Source organism: Latilactobacillus sakei subsp. sakei DSM 20017 = JCM 1157, from assembly GCF_002370355.1.
GTDB lineage: Bacteria > Bacillota > Bacilli > Lactobacillales > Lactobacillaceae > Latilactobacillus > Latilactobacillus sakei.
In genome coordinates, this window is record NZ_AP017929.1 from 228,400 (window position 1) to 255,140 (window position 26,741).

Sequence of the window (26,741 nt, forward strand, 5' to 3'; positions counted from 1 at the left end):
GTAAATCCTCCAAAAATTATATTTTTACTGCTTGTCGACAACGATCAATAACATTTTGTGCAGTTAAATGTGATGAAACGGCTGAAGCACTTCCCACCGTAATACTTGAAGCAGCTTGCGCATATTGACCAATCTCTTTTAAAGAAGCCTTTTTACCAAAGTGATAATACGCCCAAGCAATAGTTGCCATGCTACAATCTCCCGCACCATTACAACTAATAATTGGCACTTTAATAATCGGCACTAATACTGTTTGCCTTTCATCTGCGCATAGAATGCCATGTGCACCGAGCGAGATAAAGACATGACGGATTCCTTGGTTAACTAAATATTCTGCTGCCATTTTAGCTGAGCTTTCATCGGATATTTTAATTCCAGTTAGCAGTTCGGCTTCCATCTCATTGGGTTTAAACGTATCAATTTTATTTAAAGCGTTTTCAAAACGACGTGCTTTAGCAACTGAAACCGGATCAACATACATCGGCACTTTCAAATGATCTGCCAACCATTCAATTGATTCTTGTGGAATATTAGCATCTACAATACATAAAGTAGCCTGATTAATTACCGCTAATCGTTCCTTTAAAAAATCAGGAGTAATATTATTAACGATACTCATATCATTAATTGCCGCTAACATGTCTCCTGAGCCATCAGTTACATAAAGATAGGTTGAACTATTAGCGCCTTTAATTTCGGCTGCGTAATCTAAATTGATTTTATTTGTTTCACATTCTTGATGTAATATTGCGCCATATTGATCATCCCCGTAAACCGTCATCAGATATGTTGGCACCCCTAAATTAGCTAGATTATGTGCAATATTTTGTCCAACACCACCAACGGACAGGTTAACTTCACCAGGATTAGAATCACGTTCAATAAAATCTTTACCTGGCATACCCGCAATATCCATATTCAAACCGCCAACGACTACAACATATTTATCTTCCATTTTGACACCTCCGTCTCTTTATCTCCTGTATGCAAATTCATTATAAAGCGCTTGCAACGTTTTGTAAACACTTTTTTATAAAATAAACTTTTGTTTATCAAAATTGACCTACAGTAGTTAATAACCTATACTTAAGCTACTTACTAATTAGATGGGGACTGGATTAGCATGACAAAACGCGAAGAAGAAATTTTAAAAATAATTAAAGAAAATCCATTAATTTCACAACAAGAACTGGCCGATAAATTCGGTTTAACAAGATCTGGCGTTGCTGCCCATATTTTTAACCTCACCAAAAAAGGTTACATTGCCGGCAAAGGTTATATTATTAACGAGCCAAATTTTGTAACCGTTATTGGTGGCGTTAATATTGATATCCTAGGATTAACCGATACAACACTTATTCAGCAAAATTCTAATCCGGGGCATATCACTTTTTCTTTAGGTGGAGCTGGTTATAATATTGCCCATAATTTAACAAAACTTGCAGTGCCAAATTATTTTATTACGGTTTATGGTGATGACCTGAATGGGCAAAAATTTGAAGAAGATGCTCAAAAAAATCATCTCGCTATCCAGCATTCAAAAAAAATACCTGATAAAAGTACATCTTCTTATCTTTACGTCAATGATCCAGATGGCACTCTGAATGTAGGTGTCGATGACATGGGAATTTATGATGATATCACACCCGATTTCCTTAGCGAGCGACTAGCCACAATCAATACTTCAGCTTACTGTATTATTGATACTAACCTACCTGAAAAGACAATCGACTGGCTATTTGACAATTGCAAAGTACCTATTTTTGTTAAAACTGTTTCACTCAATAAAAGTTATAAATTACAAAACGTACTTTCTAAAATAGATACATTAATGACAACTGATAAAGAACTTGCAATGCTGACTAACTCATCTGTGACTGATGCTAAAACTGCTGAAAAAAGTGCCAAAAAGCTACTAAAAAAAGGCATAGAACATATTTATGTTCTAATGCCTCATACTGGATTATTTTATATTGATAATCGAAACACTAAATTAATCGCTGGTATTCCAATCAAGCGTGTTAACAATAATGGCGCCAGTGCCGCGTTAACAGCCGCAGTAGTTGATAGCCGCTTAAACAACCTAGGTTGGGAAAAAACAACACAGATTGCTTACACCGCTGCCCTAATTTGTATGGAAAGCGCCAAAAGTGTTAACCCATTATTGTCAAAAGATTATCTTCTTAAGACCGTAACCCGTTACTTAGAAAGTTAGCCAATCGTCCGCAACGCATCTTCAACTAGCCCCCAGAATTTAGCGTGGTCTAGTTTAACAGCGACTGATGTTTGACAATCTTCGGGGATTGGATAGCTGAAATCAGCGACGGTCATCCCACGTGTTAACGTCCCGTTGAGTTCAATATCAACTGGGACTTTTTTAGTAGTCATAACGGTTGGATCAATCACATAGGCTACCGCACATGGATCATGAACGGGAGGGGCATCGAAGTTTTGGCCCTTCTTATACATATCGCGGAAGAAAGCCAATAGGTCAACAACAAATGCCGATGTTTCAGTGTGAATGGCTTTAATTTCTGACACAATATCAGGTGTCGCTAAGGCTTGATGCGTTAAGTCTAGACCCACCATCGTCACTTGCCAGCCCGCATTGAAGACAATCTTAGCGGCTTCAGGATCAAACTTAATGTTAAATTCAGCAACAGCACTCGCGTTGGCTTCGTGGTAACCGCCACCCATGAGGACTACTTCTTTAACCCGGTCGATAATCTTAGGTTCTTTGCGTGCTGCCATCGCAATATTCGTTAAAGCACCAGTTGGCACCAACGTAATTGTTTTAGCTGGATGACTCATAATTAAATCGATGATTAAATCGACTGCATGAATTTTTTCAAGTTCGACAGTGGGTTTTGGCAAAACAACGCCGTCTAGGCCAGATTCACCGTGGATATCTGCTGCAACCTTAATTTCTTCAATCAAAGGGTGTGAACACCCAGCGGCAATTGGCACATCGTGCATACCAATCATTGTCGCAACAGCTAATGCATTGCGTGTTACCTTAGTTAACGTTTGATTAGCAGCAACTGTCGTAACGGCTAGCAAATCGATTTCAGGATTCCCGTGAGCAATCATCATTGCGACTGCGTCATCATGCCCAGGATCACAATCGAGAATTATTTTCTTCGTCATTATTAATACCTCCACTTTAAATAACTATCGTGTACATTATCACTATAACGGTGAAGCGCTTACTTGTCAAATCACTATTGGATTTCCTAATAAAAAATCAGCTAAATCACAAGCAATTAATAACAAGCATCTAAAAAACAGCTCACCAAAATTGGTGAACTGTTTTGCATTAAACATTAATTAAAAAACTTTATTATTTTGCTGCACGTTTAACGTATGTGCCTTCTTGGGTGTTAATTTCTAAGATTTCATCAGCACTGATGAAATCAGGCACACTAACCACTAAGCCTGTTTCCATTGTTGCTGGTTTACCAGAACCTGTAACTGTTGCCCCTTTAATAGAAGGTTGTGTTTCAACAACGCGTAAGTTAACAGTTGTTGGTAACGTAACACCGATGACTTCTGAACCGAAGAATTGAATCTTGCAGTTCATGTTTTCTAATAGGTATTTCAATTCTGCTTCAATGGCTGAAGTTTGAATTTCATATTGTTCATATGTTTCAAGATCCATGAAGAAAGCCACGTTATCTTGTGTATATAAATATTGAACATCTTTAGTGTCAATCATTGCTTGTTCAACTTTAACTTCTGGGCGCATTGTTGTTTCAACAATTGAACCAGTCCGTAAGTCACGCAATTTCACACGCATAACAGTATTACCCTTACCTGGTTTGTGGTGATTTGCTTCCAAAACTTTAATTAATTTGCCGTCTTGTTCAAACGTCATACCTGCTCTAAGATTTACTGCTTCAATCATATTATTAATCTCCTTTGTTAAAAAAGTACTCACTTATAACTTTACCAAATGAAAGCCGTTTAATCTAGCTAATCTGGTAGTTTAATTTACTCAATATCTAATTTTTGAACAGTTTCACTTGATTTTGGCGTGTAGTGCTGATACATCTTCGTCACTGGCACCGTTGGCAAGCCTTTTTGACTCAGATAAATAGTTGGTTTTAAATATTTTTTGTTAGCCGGTTGTTTTAATTGATAAGTTTCAATCTTCAATGGATTTTTAACTTTTCCTTGATCTTGACCATTAAATTGAACTTTAGAAAGTGGCAAACTGATGGTTGCTTGATCTACTTTGAAATAAGCACGGTCTTGCTGACTCCCTAAATATTGAACTGACTGATTATCTGTCTTCTTATAGAAGCGATTAATCTGTTTCATACTATGTTGGTCAACGAGTTTAACGGTTGGTTGATCCGTCTTAAATAGGTTCAGCCCGTCTAAATCAGCCCGAACACTTTGCGCACTCATCATTAACCAGACAATCACGACAATACTGATAAAATAAACAATGTGTAAGCTTAAACTGCTAGCAGCATGAGATAAATTAAAAGTATAGCGATCTTCAAGTTCCTTATCCATAACTTGGCGTTTAATCTGGAAAGCAATTAATTTATATGAAACATACCAGATAATCAATGCGACCACCGTTGAGCCTAAGGCCATCAAGATTGTCTTATTAAGAATTTCCGAATCCGTCATTAACGGGTTAAAACCACTTACGATTTTAGCGGTGACACTTCCGAGAACGAGAATGACCACCATTTGTAAAACAAAAAAACGCGTTCTAATGCTTTTACTGATTGCGGTTGGTGTAACTGTTGCCGTTTGTTTCTTCATGCGTGTATCCTCCCTTATTAAGCTACCTATATTTTAGCATAATCCCCCACTCAAAGGCGCTAAAAGTCAACGCCATAAATTAAAGAAAGCACTTTCCTTCTCTGCTTCTTTTCAATATGATACGCTTGAACTAATCAAATGGAGGTGTTTCTATGTTATATCCAGATAGTTTAACGCAGTTACTCACAGATTCAAGTCAGCCTGTTGTTTCATTATTCATTAACTTAGATACAGGTGGTCAAGCACTTAGCGCCAACAAAATAAAACTGAATAGTTATGCTAAACAGATTCGTGACCAACTACTTGCCGATCATCCCGATCAAGCAGGCCTTTTAAAACAAGTTGAAGCCTGCTTATCGATTGCCCCCCAAGAACTCGCTCATGTGCAATCAATTGCCTTCTATATTACTGAGAATAAATGCTACCATCTCATTTTGCATTATCCAATTAATAGCGAATACTTTACGATTGATGCGCATCCAGATTTACGGCCATTAAGTTCCGAACTGGCCCTCAGTTTAAATGGCACGATTTTAAACCTCAACAAAACGAGCTTCAGTCTTAAAACCATTCAACAAAACGTGATTCGCGACTACCCATTACCAGCTGATGCGCCAACAACGATTGAAAAAGGCATTGGGACTGACCGTAAAGGTGAAGTGGTCCAAGGCTTCTCAAGTCCAACCCACAGTTACGTGGTCAAGGATAATGAACAACTCATCGATCAAACCAACTATTTCCGCGTAATTGATCGCTATCTCACCGAACTACTCCCACAAAAGGCCCCTATTTATGTGGTGACCTTACCTGGTAATCTCAATCTCTTCAAAGAACTCGCAACAAACGTGAATTACCAATTAGACCAAACCATTCAGACCTCTCCAGAATCGTTGACGGATGATGAATTACTAACCACCTTACTAAAAGATGGCCGTCACAGCTTACGTCAAGAAGCTCTTGCTTTAGCAGAGCGAGCAACTAACACTTACCACAGCGATCCTGAATTGGGGAATCCCGATATTATTTTATCGCGGATCAACAACCGGCAATTGACCGCACTAATTGTGCCCACCGCACTAACGCCATCTCCAACCATTAGCGCTGATCAGATACCAGTCCTCAACAGCTTGCTGGTGGCCGCGGTTAAAACCGGTCTTGCGCTTTATCCCGTACCGGTTGAAAACCTGCCAACTGGCTTAATTGCACTTGGCTTCTAATCAATGTCCTCCCTTTACACGTGCCAATACAACAACGTATATTCAAGCGTTGTCGTACTGGCACGTGTTTTTTTGTCGATGAATAATCGGTCCAAATAAGCCTTTAGCAATACTTGCGGTACTTCCGCATAATAAGCTTCTAAAAATGCCCGGTCGAAAGTCTCGGTTGTTTGATATTGAAACTTTTGTTGCCGAACTTGATAGCCAGCACTTGTTAACAGTTTAGCCACCGCCGGGATAATCGTTGGCTCGATATTGGGGTTTTCTTCAGCAATCCCAAAGTGTTGTTCCAGTGGCGCAAATAAATCATCGCTATTCTGCGTTAGCCGTAAAAGACCACACCACTGCCGACTTTTTTGCGTAATGTTGAGTAGTGTTTCGTCCGCCGTTACCGCCGGGTTGAGTGCCATCCACACTAAATCATAACTTTGATCTGGGGTTTGTTGGCAAAAATCGGCCACCGATTGTTGTTGATAAGTCACTGATCGCGGCTCCGATAGCGCTTGGTTTTCCACCTGTGCATAACGCAACATCTGTTCTGAGATATCCACAATTGTGTATTGTTGACTATTTTGCGCGAGTATTGGTAGATACCTGCCGCTACCACCGCCTAAATCGACAACCGAATTGGTTGGCAACAAGCGCTGTTCTGTTAAAAATCTTTCAGTATCGGTCACAATCGGCACTTGCGATTCCTTTTGAATTTGATAGTATTCCGCCGCAAAATTATCCCAAAATTCAGCCACTTCATCCATGCGCTTATTCCACTTCCTTCTATATAATTGCATTTAGCTTACCATAATTAGGCCCTAAAAAGGCGTTGAGACCATGTTACTTTGTCTCAACGCCTTTTTTTCGTGTTCTGTTAACGCACTACCAATACCGGTACCGGTGCGTATTTAGCCATATAGGCTGCTTGGCTCCCAAAATATTTTGCGATGCCTTCTTTGGCTTTTGAGCCGATAATCAATAAATCGGGTTGGACCTTTGGAATCACCTCTTTAATAATCGCTTCGCCTGGTTCCCCTTCAGCGATTACTGCTCTGACGTTTTTGACCCCTTCAGCCCGCGCTTGTTCCTGATAATCTAAAACATGTTTTTCCAAATCATTATATTGACCGTGGATATAATCTTTATTCAAAGCCTGGTAGACATTCAACTCATCATTTTCTAGCACCGATACAATGACTAATTCTAAATCATCCTTAACGGCCCGTTTAATCGCATATTCAAAGGCTAATAGCGCATCTGCTGAATCATCCACGCCGACTAATACCCGTCTCATATTTAAAATTGACATCTTAACCCCTCCTCAAGTTATTCCGCAGCTTGAGCCGCGAGTTGCTGTTCAAATCGTTGATTACCTTTATATAATTCAACAATCATCCAGACCAATAGGGCTAAAACAGCTGCAATTAAAACATAGGCGATTTTATCCGCTAATGCTAATTGGGCCGCTGTTGCCTGATCGCCGAAGAACGCTTCGATTTGACCCGGTAAGCCCAACATATTTAAGTAAGTTAAACCAATGACGGATAACCAACCCAACACGCGAATCACGAGTGAGTTTTTGAACCGATCACCCATTTCAACCCGACTATCGGTAAACATCAATAGTGGTAACATTGAAAATGGTAAGGCAAAAGCTAGGAAAACTTGGGAATTATTCATTAACGTATTCAAAGCTTGATGTTCTTCCAATGGTGGCTTGTTGCTGGTCATCATGACACAAATTAATACGGGAATCACTGATAACAAGCGCGTTACTAACCGCCGTAACCAAAGTGGCATCCGTAAATGAACGAAACCTTCCATAATCACTTGACCAGTTAAAGTCCCTGTAATGGTTGAATTTTGACCAGAAGCTAACAAGGCCACTGCGAATAAAGTTGATAGAATCCCGGTCCGCGCAACGCTCGCTAGAATCCCGTTGCTCATTGTTGATGTATCAGATAAAGCTTCAAATAATCCGAAGAATGACGGATCTTTGACCGCACCCGTTTTGAAGACGGCAACACCCATGATTAACAAGAGTGCGTTAACGAAAAAGGCCATCGTCAATTGAATATTTGAATCCCATGTTGAAAAACGAACGGTTTGCGCAACTTGTTCTTCATTGTTGCGATCAATCTTCCGCGTTTGTGAAATAGCAGAATGGAGGTAGAGGTTATGTGGCATCACTGTAGCACCGATAATACCTAACGCCCCTGTTAGTGGCGACATCCCACCGACATTGGGCGTCGTTGCGAATGTTTTAGCAGTTGGCACTAACCCAACAATTACCCCTGCCCAATCAGGATTTGATAAGGCCACTTCATAAGCAAAGACCACGAAAATGACGACGATTAACGCCACAACAATTGCTTCAATTTTTCTAAAACCAACTTTTGTTAATAATAATAATAGCATGACATCTAAAATCGTAATAAAGACCGCGATCACTAACGGAATATTAAACAACAAGTACAGCGCAATTGCCGCCCCAATAACTTCCGCAATATCGGTTGCCATAATAGCTAGTTCCGTTAAAATCCATAACACGATCCCCAACGATTTACTGGTTCGCGCTCTGATTGCTTGTGCCAAGTCCATTTGAGTTACAATGCCTAACTTAGCCGCCATATATTGTAACAACATCGCGATTAAACTAGACACCAAAATCACAGACATTAACAGGTATTGGAAACTCTGACCACCTGTAATTGAAGTTGACCAATTACCTGGATCCATATACCCCACTGCCACTAATGCACCTGGTCCTGAATAGGCCAACAATGTTTTCCAAAATGTTTTGCCCTCAGGTACTTCAACTGTCCCATTAATTTCTTCCAGAGATGGCCCGTTAGCATATTCAATCAACTTATGCTTTTTGGGTCCCTTAACTTTATTCATCACACACACTCCCTTTATTTATTCCTTGTAACACGTTTATTGTACACCGATTTAATTTAAAGTAAATAAAAAGTTAGCAAAGCCTAACTTTTTATTATGCTTAACCACATTAAAAAAGCAGCCCCCGCTAAAGGAGACTGCCCGTTATTAATCTTTAATCATCTAACTCAGTATCGACCACTTCACCAGTCGTGGCATCGATCTTTACCTGCATCTTTTGGTGCTTTTGATGGCCTTCAATTTCCCAATAAACAACGCCATCATCTTTTTCAAGGGTCGCCTCTAAGACGTCGCCATCAAAATAGTGTTGGGCTTTTTTCTGGGCAGCTTCAAGCGTCATTAACGATTTGAAATCAAACCGCTCTTTTTGACGAGCCACACCATGTTGTTCATCAGTATCTAAGGTTTCTTTCGTTAAATGGCTGATATCACCTGTTTGACTATCAATCTGCATTTCTAGTTCTTCAGTATCACTCAAACCCGTCAAGTGATAAACCGTTTTGTTCAGTTGCTTTTTTAGCTGCAATTCTGAAATATCCGCGTTTGGATACTGCTGTTTAAACAACTCACGTGCCTTTTCAAGACTCACTTTCGGTTGGAGCTTAGTTGGTGTTTGTTGCTTAACCGTGGTCGCTTTTTTAGTTGATGCTGTTTGCTTAGCTTGTTGATTTGAGCAACCCGCTAGCAACGCAATGGTTAATAAACCGATAAGTAGGGGGGATTTTTTCATGATCAAACCTCGCTTTACTTTAGTATGCTTAATTATAACATTTTTCTAATCAAAAAAATGGTTTGCCACCTCCGTGACAAACCATTTGATTAGATTTTTTTATGGGGATTCACCTGCAAAATTAATAAGGTTACAAGTAAAAAGACGGCTGATAAAATAATTGTCCGTTCACCCAATAGTGAGACACAAAGACCGGTCATTACTGCACCTAATGTAAAGCTAATAATGATTCTTATAATTTCCCAAGCTTTATCAAGAGCTTGGGTATTCTTTTTAAAAATACCATCGTAGAGACTTTCTGCAAGTGTTCGGACGTTCCCAGTCATCATCAATGAAGTGAATGGTCCCCCATTTAATTCCCGGAATTCTTGTAACTGTGCGGCGGCAATCATCGACACTGATGCGCTCGCCAACAAGTCTGGAATATATGGTGAGATTCCGGCAATCACCGTTAAAACGGCAATTTCAACGCCTAAGATCAATCGTTGCCGCTTATTAATGGAATCAGCTTCCTTGAAATGATGCTGCACAACCCGCGTTAAAATCGTTCCCAACATAAAAGCTAGGATAGGGGTAATGTGTTGCATTAATACCGCCCATTTCATTTGACCAATATGCGTCCCCAACAAAATTAAGTTCCCCGTTTGTAAGCCGGCAAAGACTTGTCCGTGTACTAAAAAAGTATAGGAATCAAAGCCCCCTGCGGCAGCTAATAACCCACCGTATAGTATTTTGTCGCTTATTGCCATCTTCTCTGTCATGAATTCATTCGACTCCTCAAATTAACTATAAGTATTAACTTTATCGGAAAATATGAAGGTCGTCTACTACTTCATTCAAATTTCCAAAACAAAAACGCTCTCAATGAGAAATCTCTCAAAAAAGGGCGGTCTAAACACATTTAGACCGCCCTTTTATCCTGCTTTAATTTTCAGATTCGCCACTGAAACCAGCTAACTGACTGGAATAAATTAGGAGTCTTGTCGCATAACTGGGATGATCATTATTTTCAGCGACCACGGCTTTTAAATCACTCAAGTTATCCGTGATAATACCGTCGACCTCGGTTAATAACAAGCGTTGCATCACATCAGAATCGTTCACCGTCCATGCATAAACCGCTTGTTTCTTGGCATGTGCTTGATCAATAAAGGCCGTGTTCAAGGTTGTGGCTTCCATCGTATAGGCATTGGCCGGCGTTTCTGGAAAACTGATGTTATACGGCAAGATAAAACTAACAAATAAGCGCGGTGCTTGTTTCTTCAATGCCGCTACGACTGGATAGCTCAACGAATGGATACGATCGCCATTTTTCAATAGCCGTTGCTGGTAACGTTTGATAAAGTTAGTCATCATCTGTGGGCTATCTTGAGGCGAAACTTTGATTTCAACCAATAATCGTTGGTGCGCCTTTTCCGCAGCAGTCAGATACTGGTCGAAACTTGGTATTTTTGCTGAATAACCATTCTCGCGAACCGTTAATGCCGTCAATTCGGCTAGTGTTAACTCATGAACGGTCCGATTAACGCCGGTTAATTCTTCGAGATTGTTATCGTGCATCACGACGAATTGATGATCCTTCGTCTCTTGAATATCCATTTCCACATAGTCTGGTTTTTCACGCGCTGTTTTTTGGAGGGCCGGAATCGTATTTTGAACGCCATTGCCGTCATCAACACCCCGGTGGGAAATCAAAGCTGGTCTGTTGTCCATCGCACCTTCTAAATAAGCATAATCGTATAAGGCGACACCAGCGGCAACTAAAATCAACAATAACATCGCTGCGCCTTGACGCATTCGTATTCTCAGTGACCGCTGTTTTAAAATCACTTTAACGCGTGTTTCACTCGGCACCAGATAACCTGCCTGTTTTAAGATCAGTTGTAAAATCATCACAATACTCATCGCTAACAATATCTGACTGATAATTTCTAGGATAAAAAGATTTAAAATTGCTAACAAGAGTGCATAATGCGGTAAATTTTGATCGTAATATCGTTGTAGATTAAAGAATAGTAGTTGACTTAAAACTCCGACTAGCGTAATTGCAATTGCTAGAACCCCAACCTTAATTAATAGACGCCAAAACCGACCTCTCGTCGTTTGCCAACATTTTTGCAAGAGTCGAGTTGTCGATAATTTTTTATTGAAGATTGTCTCCGGTAAAAAAGTGATTAAGCGAATCGACAGAATCAATGCTAACGTGTAAACCAAAATGATGGGACCCCAAATCTTAGGTGTGGTCCACATATCCTGAATGATAAATGCTGGGATGGTAACTTTATTTAGTAAAACAGATTTAAAAATAATCTGCCCAAACGGTAGAATCAGCAGAAAATAACCAATCATAATCAGCATTGTTAAGGGCTTCAGAGTCAATAAGTCATGCCCGGATTGTTTTAAAAGCTGCCACTGTGATGCTGGCGTCTGTTCCTGAATTCGTTTGATTTGCCGGAATAAAAAAGCCATTTGAATATAGACTAACCCGCAAATCAACAGCACCAGCAAAACCAAGCTAATTAAAACGAGCGGGTGTTTAGTCAATACTGAAACGAAGTTCGTGTAGGTCAGATATCCAATCCCATTAACCACTAATAAACGGTTTACCCCCCACGTCAGTCCCGGCACAATTAAACTCGTCAAAACAAGATTGATACTCACAACCAATAATACATAGACGCTCCAATGCCGTCCGAATGCCTGAAAATTCGCTTTTAAGAACCTAAACAATCGTCGCAAGCCTTAACCTCCCCAAAAACCACTCATTTTAGTTTGTCACCTTAATTATTATTAGAACCAGTATACCAGATTCAAAGTACCATTCTTCAATCTAGCGCTTATTAGCAATGTCTCACGTGAAACATTGCGTTGCAAAATAAAAGATGATCCGCCGATAATAGAGGGACCATCTTTTTTTAATATTAAATTATTTATGAATATAAGTTAATGATCTCGCGTTAGAAACGGTTTGTGTATTAGGACCAGCAGGACTACCAAAGCCTAAGCCACCTTGTGAGATTGTAACAGTGTTCTTATCCGCATCATATGATTGGACGTAGGCAACATGCCCATATGAAGGATCTGCTGCCCATGAACCAACTTTTTGGCCAGCAGCAAAGCTAATAATTGTGCCGGCAGCTGGATTATGATCAACTGTAAAACCAGCGGCTGCAGCCGAAGCGCCCCATTGGTTCCCATTGCCCCAACTATTACCAGCCCATGGCGCAACAGCTTTAACATACCAAGTACATTGTCCCCAAGCGTAAGCATTACCCGCTGAACTCGTTGCTTTTTTACCTTCGCCAACCGAACTATCCGTTCCCTTTTCACCTTCAGCAGCTGAGGCAGCTAATTCCTTGAGTTCTTTTTCAGTTTCTGCCTTGTTTGCTTTGTCATAATCCGCTTTCAAAGCAGTTAATGCTTTTTTATTATCGTTAATTTTTTCGTTAAGTCATTTTGATTCTTAGTTGCCTTGTCCTTTAAGTCTAACAAGTTTGTTTTTTGCTTTTCTAAATCAGCTTTGTCAGCTTCAAGTTTAGCTTTAGCTTTTTCTTGGTTATCCTTCAAATCGGTTAACTTCGCTTTAGATTCATTAACATCTGCCAACGCTTCTTTACTTGCTTCGTTTAACTTATTAACGGTAAATGTCCGGGCCACCAAATCCGTTAGGTTGTCTGAATTTAGAATAAAATCCACATAGACGTTGCCACTAACAGCGTCGCCACTTGTCTTTTGAAGTGAGATTAATTGGCCTTCCAACACAGTTGTCCGCTTAGCCACTTCTTCCTTAGCTGCGTCAATCTTAGTCGAAAGATTATCAATTTCATCAGTTGCTTCTTTAATTACAGCTTCTTGGGTTGCAATTTTGGCAGAATTATCTTTAATTTGTTGATCTAGCTTAATGCCCTCTTCGTTAGCGGCAGCAATCTGTTTTAACAGCGCTTTCGCGTCATCTTGATTTTTTTGAATGGCTTCTTTAGCTGCGGCTGAAGAGCTCGCAAAGGCCGGTTGCGTTGATGCAATTGTTACCCCTACCAAACTTACTGTCACTGCACTAATAATCGATTTTTTGAATGTCATTTTATTTTCTCCTATTATTTAAGCCCGTTATCTAATTATACCCATATTATATAGAGATTTTTGTTACAATTCAATGACTTAACCATTAACTTAATTTAACAAGAATCAATTGCCCACAATGTTATCTATCAACACTATAATCCTTTTATTTAAAAAAATCTCGTCTATTTTAAATTAAAAAATAGCTGTCAGCTCCATTATTCTAGCATTGACCACCAAATTACCCTAATAATTTGTTTTTAATTTATGTTGCATTTACAATAAAAATATTTTATACTACTATTCAACAAGAGGGAGGCATTATTGTGAAAGATATTTTAAGACCGATTGGCGTCATCGCTCGCTCACTAGATTCGATTGCTAATATTGAATTCAAAAAATTCGATTTAACCCGTGGCCAGTATCTCTATCTCGTTCGCATTGCGGAAAATCCAGGCATCATTCAAGAGCGCCTGGTCGAACTGATTAAGGTTGACCGCGCTACTGTCACTCGTGCCATTCAAAAATTAAGCCGTGCCGGGTTAATTACCCGCCAAGCTGATGAGACCAATCTCAAAATCAAACATCTCTATTTAACCCCAGCCGGCCAAGCCATCTATCCCGAGATTAAACGGGAGAACGATTATTCCAATCAGGTAGCGCTGCAAGGCCTAACAACAGCGGAAACCCAGGTATTACACGAACTATTAACCAAAGTCAGCACCAACGTTGCCGCCGACTGGGAACAAGTCAAAAAAGGGCAACAGCGGCCCTATTAAACCATAAAGGAGTTTTACCATGTCAATTGAAAAAGTTACCTCAAAACAACTTAAAGCATTACAAACAATCAGTATTCAAACCTTCACCGATACTTTTGGTGCTGATAATTCAGAGCAGGATTTAGCTGACTATCTAGAATCTGCCTACAGTGATACGCAACTTAGTTCAGAAATCGCTAATCCTAATTCAGCCTTCTACTTTATTAAACACAACGGCAATATCGCGGGATACCTTAAATTAAACAGTAACGATGCCCAAACCGAAAATCCTAATCCTGATTCAATGGAAGTTGAACGCATCTATATCCTACCAACATTTAAACGACTTGGTCTTGGCACACAACTCATCGAATACGCCATCAAAATGGCGCAAGAGGCCCATAAAGCCCATATTTGGCTCGGCGTTTGGGAACACAACACTGCCGCACTCGCCTTTTATACCAAGTTAGGCTTTAAGCAAATTGGCGGTCATATCTTCCAACTCGGTGACGATGCGCAACGCGATTTGATTATGCAAAAGGATTTAAACCTTCATTAATATTGGTTATCTGTTAACAAAAAGAGGCGACCTATCAAGGTCGCCTCTTTTTAATTACTTATTCTGATGAGCACGTTCGTATTCCGTATCACAATCCGCCGTAAAAATAGCCTCTGTCCCGGCCTCACTGGCTTTTGTGTAATACCATTCTTTATGATCTAGCTTCGTTAATTCTGCTTGCAGCGATTCAATCTCACTGGCCAACATTTGTCGCCGTTGTTGAATAAGCGCCAAACGTTGGTCCAATGTTTCATCGCCTGCAGTTCGCCAATCGATATATTGCTTAATGTCTTTCAACTGCATGCCCGTTTTTTTCAAACATTCAATATCACATAAACAATCCAAATCAGCTTGCCGGAATTCACGCCGACCAGCGGGGCTGCGTTTAATAAACGGTAACAGTCCTTGTTCTTCATAATACCGTAGTGTCGGAATGCTTAAATCATACTGTTGAGCGACTTCGCCAATTGATAATGCCATATTAACCTTCCTTGCGCTTGATTAAAAATCAACCTCATCTGGCACCATGCATTGACCGCCTAAGTTTTCCAAGGCACTAATTTGGGTCATTTCAGCATCTGTTAGTTCAAAATCAAAGATGTCAGTATTTTGCGCCATACGTTCTTGATGGGTTGACTTAGGTAATGGTAACACACCTTGTTGAATCCCCCAACGAAGACAAACTTGCGCTGCTGTTTTACCGTGCTTCGTCGCAATTGCCGCAATCGTTTCATTAGAAAGAGCACTTGCTTCACCAAGTGGTGCCCAAGCTTCAACTAAAATGTCATGCGCTTGATTATAACGCACAGCTTCTGCTTGTGGCCAGCCTGGATGCACTTCAATTTGATCAACCATTGGTTTGATTACAGCAGTCTTCATGAGTTCATCTAAATGATGGGGCATAAAGTTAGAAACACCAATTGCACGAATTTTGCCTTCATTATATAGATCTTCCATCGCCCGCCAAGTTTCAGCGTTTAATTCGGCCGCTTTAGCTCCAAATTGTTTGGTATTTGCTGGCCAATGAATCAAATATAAATCTAAATAATCAACACCTAATGTCGCAATTGTTTTCGCAAATGCAGCCTTAGTAGCGTCATAGCCACGTTCCGTATTCCATAACTTACTTGTCACAAAGATATCTTCACGAGCAATATCACTTTCTTTCAAAGCATCACCGACACCTTGTTCGTTACCATAAACGGCAGCTGTATCGATATGCCGATAGCCAACTGATAAAGCTTCTAAAACCGCTTTTTTCGTTTCTTCGTTAGGTGTTTGGTATGTGCCATAACCTAATCCTGGAATTGTAACACCGTTGCTTAAGGTCATTGGGGCCGTTAAGGCAGATAATTTTTGCATTTAAAAGTCTCCTTTTTCTAATCGATAAGACTACTTTACAACCTCAAGCTGACTTGAGGTCAAGCACTTTTACCCGTTAAATTTAAATTAACTACCGTTTAGTAATGATCTCTTGTTTCTTCTGAAGACTATTTTGAATTAATGCTTGATAAGTCTTTTGGCGTTGCTTCAAATACGCTTTAAAATACGCCTTCTTAGCACTCGTTAACCGTGGTTGATCAGCAATCAATTCACCTGCTAGATTAACTTGAACACTACCTTGATACTTTAGTTTGGCATCATTTGACTTCGAAAAGACGACGGTAATATGCTGACTATCTAAAACATCAACAACGTGTTTGTTTTGGCGTGCAATCACGTTGACTTTATATTCCTCAAATGGAATTGGATTTAAGCCTGCTGGAACAATATAGGTCCAATATGAAGCACCCTTACTTTTAATTTCATAAGCATTTCTTTTAGCTTCAGAAATTCCATTAGGCATTAATTGCCAGCCATAATGGCTTAAATTCTCCCGATACCGTTGTTCCAATTGGTTTAAACGTCGGTTACTAATCACCAATCCTAATAAAATAACTGCAATCATCGTCAAGACGATTTTATAATACTTGTTCATGTGCATCCGTTTCGAAACTTCTTTGGTCATGACACTGTCCTCCCGTAATAATTTATCAAGAGAAATAGTAAATAAATCACTAATCGCCACAATCGTTTCTAAATCGGGGTAGTTTCGCCCAACTTCCCAGTTTGAGACTGTTGAACGTGATACATTCAACAGCTGGGCTAAGTATTCTTGGGTCCATTCTCGTTTCAATCTATTTTGTTTGATTTGGTGACCAATGTTCATACTATTCCTCCTGTCACTACGAGTATCATTTAATAACCATTGATTGCCTAGCTATTATCTCACACCCCGCTTCAATAAACGCGCGACATTCTCTAGCATCCTTATTTGGCGCTTTATTTTGACAAACCTTTCATTTCCCAGGAAATAATTAACAGCGACTTAACCTAAACTTAATTAGTCCCCTTTTCCCTTATTTAATAGGGCATTTGGCCTTATTAAATCCTTATCAGCATTTCTGTAAGGGTTTTACCTTTTTGTTTTTTTCAATTCGCAGTATAATATAGATATCCAAGGTAGTTAATGGAAGGGAGCGAATATCATGAAGAAATTCTTATTAGGCAGTCTTGTACTTGCAGGGATCACAGTCACCGGTGCTTGCTTAGTTGCTAAAAAAATGGAACTATTTAGAGATGATTCAGTTGATTACGAAAAGTTTGAAAGTCGTTAATCGCTAGTAATTTCTAAACTGAATCTAGGAGGTTTTTCATATGATCAAGAAAAAAGCAATCATGATTGGCGCTGGCCTTTCAAACATGGCCGCAGCAGTCTATTTAATTCAAGAAGGCGGTTGGTCTGGTGATGCTATTACATTCTACTCATTAGATGACCATGGTTCAAACGATGGTGCACCTGTTTCCGAAACAACCGATGAATACTGGAACAAGAAACATCCACTAGAAAATACTAAAGGTTACGTTGCCCGTGGTGGCCGGATGCTTAATTACCGGACTTACGTCGATTTAATGGATCTTTTAGGTCGGATTCCTTCAGCAACTGAACCTAATATGACAGCTGAAGAAGATACCCGTTCATTCGACGCGCAACACCGCACGTTCGACAAGGCCCGTTTATTGGAAGGTAGCAAAGGTATTTTGGATGCTGGTCACCTCGGCTTCAATAATAAAGATCGGTTATTAATGACCAAATTAATTATGATGCCCGACTCTGAAGAAGAAAAACTAGACAATGTTTCAATTGCCGAATACTTCAAGGATGATCCACATATGTTCCAAACTAACTTCTGGTACATGTGGGAAACAACCTTTGCTTTCAGAACACAAAGTTCCGCACAAGAATTACGCCGGTATATGCACCAAATGATTTATGAATTCACACAGATTGAACACTTAGTCGGTGTTAACCGGACACGTTACAATCAATACGAAAGTATCATGTTACCTCTTATTAACTACTTAAAAGATCAAGGTTGCCGCATCATTCTCAACCGTCGAATCACTGATTTAGACTTTAAAGAGACTCAGATGACCGATGAAATCACGGTTACTGGTATGACGATGACCAATACTGAAACAGATGAAGTTGAACACATCACGGTTGATGACGATACTGCTGTTATCTTCACGAACGGTTCAATCACTGATTCTGCAACACTTGGTGATTACAACACACCAGCTCCTGAAAATATGGATTACGGTGCTGCTGCCGGTTTGTGGAAACAAATTGCTTCTAAATTCTACAACCTCGGTAATGCCGATAAATTCTTCGCTGACCGCAATGCCAGTGAATGGGTCAGCTTTACTTTAACGACTAAAAACCATATTTTATTAAACGAAATCGAACGCATTACCACTCAAATTCCAGGGAATGCCTTAAACTCATTCCTATCAACGAAACCAATCACACCACTTGGTCAAAAAGATGTTAATATGTCGATTGTTGTTCACCATCAACCTCACTTCACAACTCAAAAACCAAATGAAGCGGTTATCTGGGGTTACTTCCTCTATCCACGTCGGAGTGGTGAATTCGTGGACAAACCTTACATCGAAATGACTGGTAAGGAAATGCTACAAGAATTGATTGGTCAATTAGCTAAGGTCGACCCTGGTCCAATCAATATCCGCGAAAAGGAAGCCGAAATTATGGACAGTGTCATCAACAACATCCCTGTCTATATGCCATATGCTTCAGCACTCTTCAACAATCGTGCCAAGACAGATCGTCCAGAGGTCATTCCTGAACATTCAACCAACTTAGCCTTCACTGGTGAATTTGTTGAACAACCTTATCAGATGATTTTCACTGAACAAAGTGCTGTTCGTTCTGGCGAAATTGCAGCTTACCACTTTGCTGGGATTCCAATGGCGAAATTAGTCGACACACCACGTTACGATCGTGATATCAAGACATTGATGCGCGCTACTAAGAAAATGTTTGAATAATTATAAAAAAAGAGCCGTTCAGATTTTAATCTGAACGGCTCTTTTTAGTTACTATTGATTAAGCTTCAATCAACGCCATCTCTTCTGTTTCTTGGAATTGTTGCAGTTGTAATAACTGTGCTTGATTAATTTCGGTATACAATACACCGGCAATCGATTGGTTAATATAACCAGCGTTGATGCCTTGTTGCACGAAATCATACTCATGTTGGAATGCTTGAACGTATAAAATATCTGGTACTGTTGCTGCACTCTTTTGATAATCATGTTTGATGTGCGCACAGAAATGATTCATCGTACGACGAACCAGATAAACGAAATCATTATCGCTATGCTTTTGCTTCAAGCGATTTTCTAGAACCGTATCGAGATAATGATCAATCGTATCTGTCACTTCATTATTAAGTGCTAATAAATCATCCCGCATTACTTCACGTTGTTTAATCTGTTCTGACAATTCAGGGTTTTCGGCAATTCGCGCATCCCGGAAACGGCGTTGTTGTTCATGCGTAATCACGCGATGACTTGTATGCCACAATACTTCCTTTTTCCAATGCTTAATAGAATGTTTCATTCGCAAGGTAAAGTGATTACGTTTTGATTCGACCAGTACGCGTCGTAATATTTTGTCATAAATATTAACGATTTCTGGACTATAGCGATTATTAACATCGTCACAATGAAGGAAGTTATCCACGACTTCCTTAGTTTCACTCAATAATGCATTATAGTTAGCAGTCGACTGCGCGCGATCCACTGTTAATCGATTGCTCTTTTGTGATTGGAGCTGATCCGTTAGTGCTTCGCGAACGGCATGATCTTCAATTTGAGAACGCATTTGTAAAATAACGTAATCGACCATCTTATTGCGGATATGATCCAAATCGGCCATCGTATAAGCTTCCGTTTTTTGTGGCAACTTACGTGGCAGCACAATCGAGCTGACCACCATACTGATTAAAATGACGAAAGTCGCGATCGCAATTAATTCGTCCCGATATGGAAAGGCATGCCCTGCAATCGTATTTGGCAATGAGAATGCCATCGCTAACGTCACTGTACCGTGAATCCCACTGACTGCGAATAAACGGGCAAAAAATGGCCGCTCATCACTTTTTCGATCACCAAAGAAAGCTGAAATTGAAGCACTATCCCCACGTAATGCCCAAACATAGCGCACAATCCACATGACAACGTAGATTAAAACACTGACCCCTAATAAAGCGGCAGCACCCTGCCAACCCATTTGCGTCACATTTCGAGCAACTTCTGGTAACGAAATCCCTAAAATTAAGAAAACAAAGTCATTGAGAATATCCGCTAGAATATTCCAAATTGTTCGTGAAGTGAGTTGAACGTTAGTTGATGTTAATCGTAAACGATCAGCTTCCCAGTTATGTTCAATCCCGGTTGCGACCACCGCTAAGATTCCGGAAACGCCAAAATGTTCTGCTAATAAGTAAATCGCAAATGGCGTCAATAAACTAATCGGAATCGTCGTTAATTCCGGATTTTTACCATGTCGATTCAAGTTAAAGCGAAGCATTACCAATAAGACCCCGCCAATAATACCGACGACCACCCCACCAACAGCTACAAATAGGAAGTGTCCAATCCCTTCAACAACCGAGAACGTCCCTTTTGAGAGCACTGACAAAGCAAGGTCCAGCATCACTAACCCGGTCGCATCATTAAATAGCGATTCAAGTTCGAGTGCTTCACCGACACCCTTTGGCATATCATTGTTACCGGTCATTGATTTGACCGCGACTGCATCGGTCGGTGTGACGATTGCGGCCAGCGCAAGCGCCAATGGGAATGTCCATTGGGCCTCAATTTGCTTAGTCATAACGCCAACTACCGCTGCTGTAACAACGGCTAAGACAACCGAGAGTAGGAAAATCCCTCGGAATCTTTTACGAATATTGGCAAACGATTGCTTTTGCCCATCGATAAACATCAACGGTGCAATAATCAGTAACATGAAAAATTCAGGTTCCAACTGAAAGTTGTGGAACACTGGCATAAACGATAGGCCCCAGCCCATCGCAATTAATAAAAAGGCTTCTGGTATCCGTGGTACAAGTTGCTTGACCACGTTGACCACGATGACGCCGACTAACAGTAGCGCCACTAGGTAAAATTCATTCATATTATAATCTCCAATAGCTAACAAATATTGATATATTATGCACTAAATTGTTGCTCTTTTCTACTATTATAACCCAAAACCAAAAACAGAGTAGTGTCCAATTGATTCGGACGCTACTCTGTTTTTGGAAGAGCTAAAATAATCAGTTAATGACGCACGCTTTTTTAAACGTGCTTTCATTAACAGCTTCTTCCGCTTAGCGCTATGCCGCAAACGAACGACACTATCGTTCATTCACGTCATTGTGCTAATGCTCGGAAGCTGACCGTTAATGACACACTCTAGTCTTGATTAAATTGTGTCTCCACATATTCTCGATAGAGTTCATGGTTAGCAACTAATTCTTGATGTTTACCCGCACCTGAAACGTGTCCGTTTTCGATGAAGTAAATCTGATCTGCATCGACAATTGTACTTAAACGGTGCGCAATGACGAGGGTCGTTCGACCTTCCATCAAGGTTTCTAAAGCTTTTTGAACCATTGCTTCTGATTCAGAATCTAAGCTGGCCGTTGCTTCATCTAGCATCAAAATCTTAGGATCGCGTAAAAAGGCGCGCGCAATTGCCAATCTTTGCCGCTGACCACCCGAAACTTTAACACCCCGAGTACCGACTTCTGTATCAAGGCCTTCAGGCATCTCACGCACAAACTTTTCAGCAAAGGCTAACTGCAATACAGCCCATAATTGTGCGTCTGCGTATTCGCCGGTTAACCCATAAGTTAAGTTATCTCGAATTGTCCCCGCCATAATAGCTGAATCCTGACTGACGAAACCGATTTGTTTCCGCCAATCCGCTAAGGAAACATCGTTAATTGACGTTTCGCCAATCTTGATTGCACCCTGATTTGGTTCGTAATACCGTTCTAATAAGCTGAAGATTGTCGATTTTCCGCCACCGGAAGGGCCTGCAAAAGCGACTACCGTATTAGGTTTCGCTTCAAATGATAAATCATGTAAAATCGTTTGATCATCTTCATAACCAAAATCAACTGATTCAACTTTCAATGTTTGACCTTCGACATCTACCGCCGTTCCATGATCAAAATCTTCTTCAGATTCTTGCATCAATTCTTGAATCCGTTCTGTCGAACCACTAGCCTTTGAGAGCGTTGTAAAGAATTGCCCTAGTGTTGCGGCTGGCCCCATTAATTGGAATAAGTACATTAAAAATGAGAACATCGCGCCAATTGTCATTGTGCCTTGAGCAACTCGCGCTGACCCATAAGCCAAAATACCAACAATTAAGCCCATCATGACCGCGGTCATAATCGGACCCGCAACAGAATCATAAATGGCTTCCCGTAAACCAATCTTATAAAGGCTACCAATAGCTGTTTGCCCTTGTTGGCTGGCTTGTTGTTCTGCATTTGATGATTTGACTAAGCGGATTTCGCTCAATGTTTCATCCGTTTCGCCGTTGAAACGCGCTAACTCATCTTGGCGGGTGTGGCCAATGGCATGTGACTTCTTCGCAATTGGTAACATCACAGCCATAACCAATGGCACTGAAAAGGCCATGATTAAAGTCATTTTCCAATCCATGAAGAGCATAATAGCGAATGCCCCCACAATTGTGAAAATGGCTGTTACTAACCCGGGAAATGATCGTGATAATAAATCTTTGATCTGAGTTGAATCATTCACCAACCGTGATGTCATTTCGCCCGACTTCACGTCATCAAAATAACTCACTCTAAGATGCAATAATTTATGCCAAATGTTATTCCGTAATTTCTGGATAACATCCTCCCCGAAAAAACCGAGTAGCGATCCCGAAGCGGCACTGATCACCGCACTCAAGATGAATAAAACAACAATCCCAATCAACATGTAAATATTAAATTGTTTTGAAAAACTATTGATCAATTGTTTAGCGTAACTAGGAACCGCTAACTGAACACCAGTTGCAACTAGCCCTAATGCTAAACCCAAGAACAACTGCCAATATTTAGGTTTTGTATTCTTAATTAAACCTAGAAAATCTTTGAAACTAAATTGACTTTTAGATGGTGCGACTCTCATTTGTTGCATAATAACAACCTCCTACCAAGGGAATCGTGAACGATTCCAATCGCCGTGATTTTGATGACGCATATGGTGCCCGTATTCGAAAAAGGCTGAATCAAACTGTGTTTGTTGTACATTATTAGCAATTTTGCTTAAAATCACTCGTAATTCATTGATTTCAGATTCGCTTAAGCCAGCCAAAATTGTTTCTGATAATTTATCAGTTTCCAAATCACCTTTTTCGATTGAGTCCCGTCCTTTATCCGTAATGAAAATGAGGGAAACGCGTTTATCTGCTGCTGATGCTTGGCGTGTAACATAGCCATCTTCTTCAAGTGCCTTAACTTGCAAGCTCACTGAACTAGGACGAATATCTAGTAATTCTGTAATTTCAGCATTCGTTAGCCCATCTTTAGCGGCCAATAAATTCAATAATCGTGATTTACCCTTCGTATTCATAAAATCGCGCCGTCTTTCTTTGCCGACCGTCATCCATGCCGATGCCACAAAATACCGCGATTGAACGAGTTTAGCGAATAACGCCATGGTTTCTTGTGTTTCATTTGTCATATTGATCACTGCTTTCATAATTAGTTAGTTTTGATATCGGTTAACCTAACGAAAATTAGTTTAACGCGTTAGTTAGGTTGTGTCAGCAAAAACCTAACAATTAATTTTAAAAAAAGTTGGCACAGTATAAACTGCCCCAACTTCAGTGATTACTGATCAGCTCTATTTTTTTCAACCTCTCTTAATTCTTCTTCTGTGACTGCCATATGATCTTCATAGTGATCAACCTTCCAACGCAGATGGTCAATTGCCGTTTGAAGGTCATCGCGCTTTTCTTCCATAATTGCGATTTGTTCGTTCAACAGTTTAAACTGCTGAGCTGTATTATCTTCTTGGGCATCAAATAAACGAATATATTCCTTAAGCGCTTCGATACTCATCCCGGCTGCACGCATTGTCTTTACGAAATTAATTCTTCTAATAATTCGGTCGTCAATCGCTCGCACGCCAACATCGTTGCGATCAATCGCTGGGATTAAGCCCTCTTTTTCATAATAACGAATGGTTGTCGCGGTAACGCCTGTTTGTTGACTCGCTTCTTTAATATTCATCTCACGTAACTCCTTTATTGTGGCCGGTTAATGCCGACACTTGTTCGTGCATATAATTGCTCGTCTTCAAGCACCCGCCGGACTAAATCAGCAATTGCCCAGTGAGAAACGTCATGCCCGCCAAAAGGTTCATTGCGGCCAGTCACTTCATAATCATGGCTACCTTGATCAAACCAACCGGGTCGAACCACAGTATAATTCAAAGTACTCTCCGTGACAATATCCGCGGCTTTGCGATAGGCTTGCAACATCCCATTAGAGGCCAGATTACCCGAAGCACCAATGCTAGCTAGAATTTCATTATAAATCCCCATAGAAGCAATGAAAACCAGTTTATGAATCTGCAATTTAGTCATCGTTGTCACGACTGCCTTGGCTACTTGGGGCAATTGACCACTGACCGCTACAAAAAGAGCATCTTGATTACGCATTACTTTTTCGAGTTGCACGAGATTGGTCGCGTCTCCTTGAACCCACGTGACGCGTTCTTGATTAGGCTGATTAACGTGGCGCGCTAATAAAGTGAGTTGCGCATCCGTTTCGTCTAATAAATGTGCGGTAACTTCTGAACCAATTGAACCTGTTGCACCAATAATTAAGATTTTTTTCATCATTCAGACTCCTTTTTAAGTGTTGGTAAAATTAAGCCGATCACCGCGAGCAACGCACCAATCAAGAGAACGGTCGCTAACCCCATTGCCACGTGGTAACTTGTTAGGCCGTTTTTAAAAGTCGCTGAAACAGCCACAATAAACGACATCCCGATTGAACCCCCAATTTGATGGACCATGTTGACCACGCCCGAAGCTGCGCCAGCATCTGCAGGTAACGTATTGGCAACACCGGCGACCGTTAATGGACTGAGTGTTAAACCTTGTCCAATCCCCATCAAGATCATGGGAACCGCGATACCTAGCGCATAGCCAACTTGCTCTGAGAAAAAGCCTAAGGCACACATCCCAATTGCGGTCTTTGCAATCCCCACGGTTAGTAATTTCGTATTACCAAAGCGCGTTGTTAATTTTGAAACTTGCAAGGCAACGATGAAATTAACCACCGTTAAGGGGAAAAAGCCAATCCCTGCTTGAAGGGGCGTAAAACCTAAATGGGTTTGCATAATTTGAGGTGTCAAAAACCACATACTCAACATTGCACCCAGATAGAAGAAGCGCGCAATATAGCCCCCTAGTCGTTCGCGATCAGCAAACAAGCGCAATGGCATCATTGGTTGTTTCGTTCGTGCTTCTTGCCAGATAAACGACTGCTACTAACAATGCTAGTAAGCGACCTTGTTGGCCAACTAGGCTATAAACAAGTGCCGTCATCCCAATAATCGACGTCAGTGCACCGATTAAATCTAATCGCTTAGCTTGTGTGGCTTGAGTGGTTGGTATGAAAAGAACCGTTAAACCAATCATAATAATCGCAATCGGTACGTTGATGAAAAAGCCGTCCCGCCAAGATAGTAGACTGGCAAAAATACCACCAATAACTAACCCAATACTAGCACCAATACCAGCTGTGTCACCATAAGCCGCAATCGCGCGTGTTCTTGCTTCGCCTGAAAAACTGTCCATTAAGAGTGCCAAAGTCGTTGGTGCCAAGATTGCTGAACCAATGCCTTGAAATGCCCGGGCTAAAATAATCATCACCGCACTATTGGCAAGGCCAACTAATAATGACCCTACCGCGAAAACTGTCAGTCCAATCATGAAAACCCGCTTACGGCCAATAATATCACCAATACTACCGCCAAGTAATAACAAACCACCAAACGTTAGTGAGTAAGCATTTGTGACCCACGATAATGTTGTTTGACTTAAGTTTAATTCGGCGGCAATTTTAACCGTCCCTGTAAAAATAATTGAATTATCCAATAAAATCATAAAATAACTGATGAGGATAATCGCTAAAATAACCTTCTTGTTTGTCTTTTTCATTTTAATAACTTCCATTTCGTTTAATCTCTAATCAACAAAATGAAGTATAGACCTTAAAGTACACTTCAAGACAAGGGCTATTTTTAAATTAATTAATTTATCATTTGATAACGTTTACATAAATAGCTTATAG

Annotated in this window: 26 protein-coding genes and 1 pseudogene; 6 read left to right on the forward strand and 21 right to left on the reverse strand. The window is 40.4% G+C overall.

Annotation, left to right across the window (positions count from 1 at the left end; all coding sequences use genetic code 11):
- Positions 1 to 16: 16 nt before the first annotated feature.
- Positions 17 to 955, reverse strand: coding sequence for a PfkB family carbohydrate kinase (locus LEUCM_RS01205; RefSeq protein ID WP_025016215.1), 939 nt, complete (start codon positions 953 to 955; stop codon positions 17 to 19).
- 168 nt (positions 956 to 1,123) lie between these two features.
- Here LEUCM_RS01205 and LEUCM_RS01210 point away from each other — a divergent pair, with 168 nt between their 5' ends.
- On the forward strand, positions 1,124 to 2,215 hold the full coding sequence (locus LEUCM_RS01210) for a PfkB family carbohydrate kinase (RefSeq protein WP_011373963.1): 1,092 nt from the start codon (positions 1,124 to 1,126) through the stop codon (positions 2,213 to 2,215).
- Here LEUCM_RS01210 and uriH read toward each other — a convergent pair.
- From uriH to LEUCM_RS01225, 3 genes are all read right to left on the reverse strand, one after another.
- Positions 2,212 to 3,147, reverse strand: coding sequence for a uridine-preferring nucleoside hydrolase UriH (gene uriH / locus LEUCM_RS01215; RefSeq protein ID WP_025016216.1), 936 nt, complete (start codon positions 3,145 to 3,147; stop codon positions 2,212 to 2,214). The genes LEUCM_RS01210 and uriH overlap by 4 nt on opposite strands.
- Before the next feature lie 193 nt (positions 3,148 to 3,340).
- Positions 3,341 to 3,904 (reverse strand): elongation factor P, encoded by a 564-nt coding sequence (gene efp, locus LEUCM_RS01220; RefSeq protein WP_025016217.1) that lies wholly within the window; start codon positions 3,902 to 3,904, stop codon positions 3,341 to 3,343.
- A gap of 86 nt (positions 3,905 to 3,990) precedes the next feature.
- Positions 3,991 to 4,779, reverse strand: a complete 789-nt coding sequence (locus LEUCM_RS01225; protein ID WP_011373960.1) for a hypothetical protein — start codon at positions 4,777 to 4,779, stop codon at positions 3,991 to 3,993.
- 152 nt (positions 4,780 to 4,931) lie between these two features.
- On the opposite strand from LEUCM_RS01225, the gene LEUCM_RS01230 reads away from it, so the two are divergent.
- Positions 4,932 to 5,996, forward strand: coding sequence for a baeRF6 domain-containing protein (locus tag LEUCM_RS01230; RefSeq protein ID WP_025016218.1), 1,065 nt, complete (start codon positions 4,932 to 4,934; stop codon positions 5,994 to 5,996).
- Positions 5,997 to 6,010: 14 nt separating this feature from the next.
- Here the strand turns inward: LEUCM_RS01230 and LEUCM_RS01235 are convergent, their stop codons facing one another.
- From LEUCM_RS01235 to LEUCM_RS10030, 7 genes and pseudogenes are all read right to left on the reverse strand, one after another.
- The gene (locus tag LEUCM_RS01235; RefSeq protein ID WP_025016219.1) at positions 6,011 to 6,751 is read right to left on the reverse strand and encodes a class I SAM-dependent methyltransferase; all 741 of its coding nucleotides are present in this window, start codon (positions 6,749 to 6,751) and stop codon (positions 6,011 to 6,013) included.
- Between the two features lie 110 nt (positions 6,752 to 6,861).
- On the reverse strand, positions 6,862 to 7,296 hold the full coding sequence (locus tag LEUCM_RS01240; protein WP_025016220.1) for a universal stress protein: 435 nt from the start codon (positions 7,294 to 7,296) through the stop codon (positions 6,862 to 6,864).
- Positions 7,297 to 7,313: 17 nt separating this feature from the next.
- Positions 7,314 to 8,888: an Nramp family divalent metal transporter gene (locus LEUCM_RS01245; RefSeq protein WP_025016221.1), complete on the reverse strand. Its 1,575-nt coding sequence runs from the start codon at positions 8,886 to 8,888 to the stop codon at positions 7,314 to 7,316.
- Between the two features lie 154 nt (positions 8,889 to 9,042).
- On the reverse strand, positions 9,043 to 9,618 hold the full coding sequence (locus LEUCM_RS01250; RefSeq protein ID WP_011373955.1) for a PepSY domain-containing protein: 576 nt from the start codon (positions 9,616 to 9,618) through the stop codon (positions 9,043 to 9,045).
- An 89-nt stretch (positions 9,619 to 9,707) separates the two neighbouring features.
- Positions 9,708 to 10,379 (reverse strand): YoaK family protein, encoded by a 672-nt coding sequence (locus LEUCM_RS01255; protein ID WP_011373954.1) that lies wholly within the window; start codon positions 10,377 to 10,379, stop codon positions 9,708 to 9,710.
- 163 nt (positions 10,380 to 10,542) lie between these two features.
- Positions 10,543 to 12,357: a glycerophosphodiester phosphodiesterase gene (locus LEUCM_RS01260; RefSeq protein ID WP_025016222.1), complete on the reverse strand. Its 1,815-nt coding sequence runs from the start codon at positions 12,355 to 12,357 to the stop codon at positions 10,543 to 10,545.
- Positions 12,358 to 12,544: 187 nt separating this feature from the next.
- A pseudogene (locus LEUCM_RS10030) lies at positions 12,545 to 13,698 on the reverse strand (CHAP domain-containing protein).
- A gap of 305 nt (positions 13,699 to 14,003) precedes the next feature.
- On the opposite strand from LEUCM_RS10030, the gene LEUCM_RS01270 reads away from it, so the two are divergent.
- Positions 14,004 to 14,456 carry a MarR family winged helix-turn-helix transcriptional regulator gene (locus LEUCM_RS01270; RefSeq protein ID WP_016264544.1) on the forward strand — a complete coding sequence of 151 codons (453 nt, stop codon included), beginning with the start codon at positions 14,004 to 14,006 and terminating at the stop codon, positions 14,454 to 14,456.
- A gap of 19 nt (positions 14,457 to 14,475) precedes the next feature.
- A complete protein-coding gene (locus tag LEUCM_RS01275; protein ID WP_016264543.1) occupies positions 14,476 to 14,994 on the forward strand; it encodes a GNAT family N-acetyltransferase in 519 nt (172 codons plus the stop codon).
- 54 nt (positions 14,995 to 15,048) lie between these two features.
- Here LEUCM_RS01275 and LEUCM_RS01280 read toward each other — a convergent pair whose 3' ends face one another.
- The 3 genes from LEUCM_RS01280 to LEUCM_RS01290 form a co-directional block, all read right to left on the reverse strand.
- Positions 15,049 to 15,474 carry a MerR family transcriptional regulator gene (locus LEUCM_RS01280; protein ID WP_016264542.1) on the reverse strand — a complete coding sequence of 142 codons (426 nt, stop codon included), beginning with the start codon at positions 15,472 to 15,474 and terminating at the stop codon, positions 15,049 to 15,051.
- 21 nt (positions 15,475 to 15,495) lie between these two features.
- The gene (locus LEUCM_RS01285) at positions 15,496 to 16,356 is read right to left on the reverse strand and encodes an aldo/keto reductase (protein WP_025016223.1); all 861 of its coding nucleotides are present in this window, start codon (positions 16,354 to 16,356) and stop codon (positions 15,496 to 15,498) included.
- Positions 16,357 to 16,447: 91 nt separating this feature from the next.
- Positions 16,448 to 17,203: a helix-turn-helix domain-containing protein gene (locus tag LEUCM_RS01290; RefSeq protein WP_025016224.1), complete on the reverse strand. Its 756-nt coding sequence runs from the start codon at positions 17,201 to 17,203 to the stop codon at positions 16,448 to 16,450.
- Positions 17,204 to 17,522: 319 nt separating this feature from the next.
- Here LEUCM_RS01290 and LEUCM_RS09955 point away from each other — a divergent pair, with 319 nt between their 5' ends.
- Both LEUCM_RS09955 and LEUCM_RS01295 read left to right on the forward strand, forming a co-directional pair.
- On the forward strand, positions 17,523 to 17,651 hold the full coding sequence (locus tag LEUCM_RS09955) for a hypothetical protein (protein WP_011373946.1): 129 nt from the start codon (positions 17,523 to 17,525) through the stop codon (positions 17,649 to 17,651).
- A gap of 40 nt (positions 17,652 to 17,691) precedes the next feature.
- Positions 17,692 to 19,386, forward strand: a complete 1,695-nt coding sequence (locus LEUCM_RS01295; RefSeq protein WP_025016225.1) for an oleate hydratase — start codon at positions 17,692 to 17,694, stop codon at positions 19,384 to 19,386.
- A 58-nt stretch (positions 19,387 to 19,444) separates the two neighbouring features.
- On the opposite strand, the gene LEUCM_RS01300 is transcribed toward LEUCM_RS01295, so the two are convergent.
- From LEUCM_RS01300 to LEUCM_RS10040, 7 genes are all read right to left on the reverse strand, one after another.
- On the reverse strand, positions 19,445 to 21,538 hold the full coding sequence (locus LEUCM_RS01300; protein ID WP_025016226.1) for a cation:proton antiporter: 2,094 nt from the start codon (positions 21,536 to 21,538) through the stop codon (positions 19,445 to 19,447).
- A gap of 281 nt (positions 21,539 to 21,819) precedes the next feature.
- Positions 21,820 to 23,571, reverse strand: a complete 1,752-nt coding sequence (locus tag LEUCM_RS01305) for an ABC transporter ATP-binding protein (protein ID WP_025016227.1) — start codon at positions 23,569 to 23,571, stop codon at positions 21,820 to 21,822.
- A gap of 12 nt (positions 23,572 to 23,583) precedes the next feature.
- Positions 23,584 to 24,117: a MarR family winged helix-turn-helix transcriptional regulator gene (locus LEUCM_RS01310; protein WP_016264536.1), complete on the reverse strand. Its 534-nt coding sequence runs from the start codon at positions 24,115 to 24,117 to the stop codon at positions 23,584 to 23,586.
- Positions 24,118 to 24,266: 149 nt separating this feature from the next.
- The gene (locus LEUCM_RS01315; RefSeq protein WP_025016228.1) at positions 24,267 to 24,668 is read right to left on the reverse strand and encodes a MerR family transcriptional regulator; all 402 of its coding nucleotides are present in this window, start codon (positions 24,666 to 24,668) and stop codon (positions 24,267 to 24,269) included.
- 14 nt (positions 24,669 to 24,682) lie between these two features.
- Positions 24,683 to 25,279, reverse strand: coding sequence for an NAD(P)H-binding protein (locus LEUCM_RS01320; RefSeq protein WP_025016229.1), 597 nt, complete (start codon positions 25,277 to 25,279; stop codon positions 24,683 to 24,685).
- The gene (locus tag LEUCM_RS10035) at positions 25,279 to 25,893 is read right to left on the reverse strand and encodes an MFS transporter (protein ID WP_307722583.1); all 615 of its coding nucleotides are present in this window, start codon (positions 25,891 to 25,893) and stop codon (positions 25,279 to 25,281) included. The genes LEUCM_RS01320 and LEUCM_RS10035 overlap by 1 nt, the downstream gene beginning before the upstream one ends.
- Positions 25,868 to 26,608 (reverse strand): MFS transporter, encoded by a 741-nt coding sequence (locus tag LEUCM_RS10040; RefSeq protein ID WP_307722582.1) that lies wholly within the window; start codon positions 26,606 to 26,608, stop codon positions 25,868 to 25,870. The genes LEUCM_RS10035 and LEUCM_RS10040 overlap by 26 nt, the downstream gene beginning before the upstream one ends.
- Positions 26,609 to 26,741: the final 133 nt, after the last annotated feature.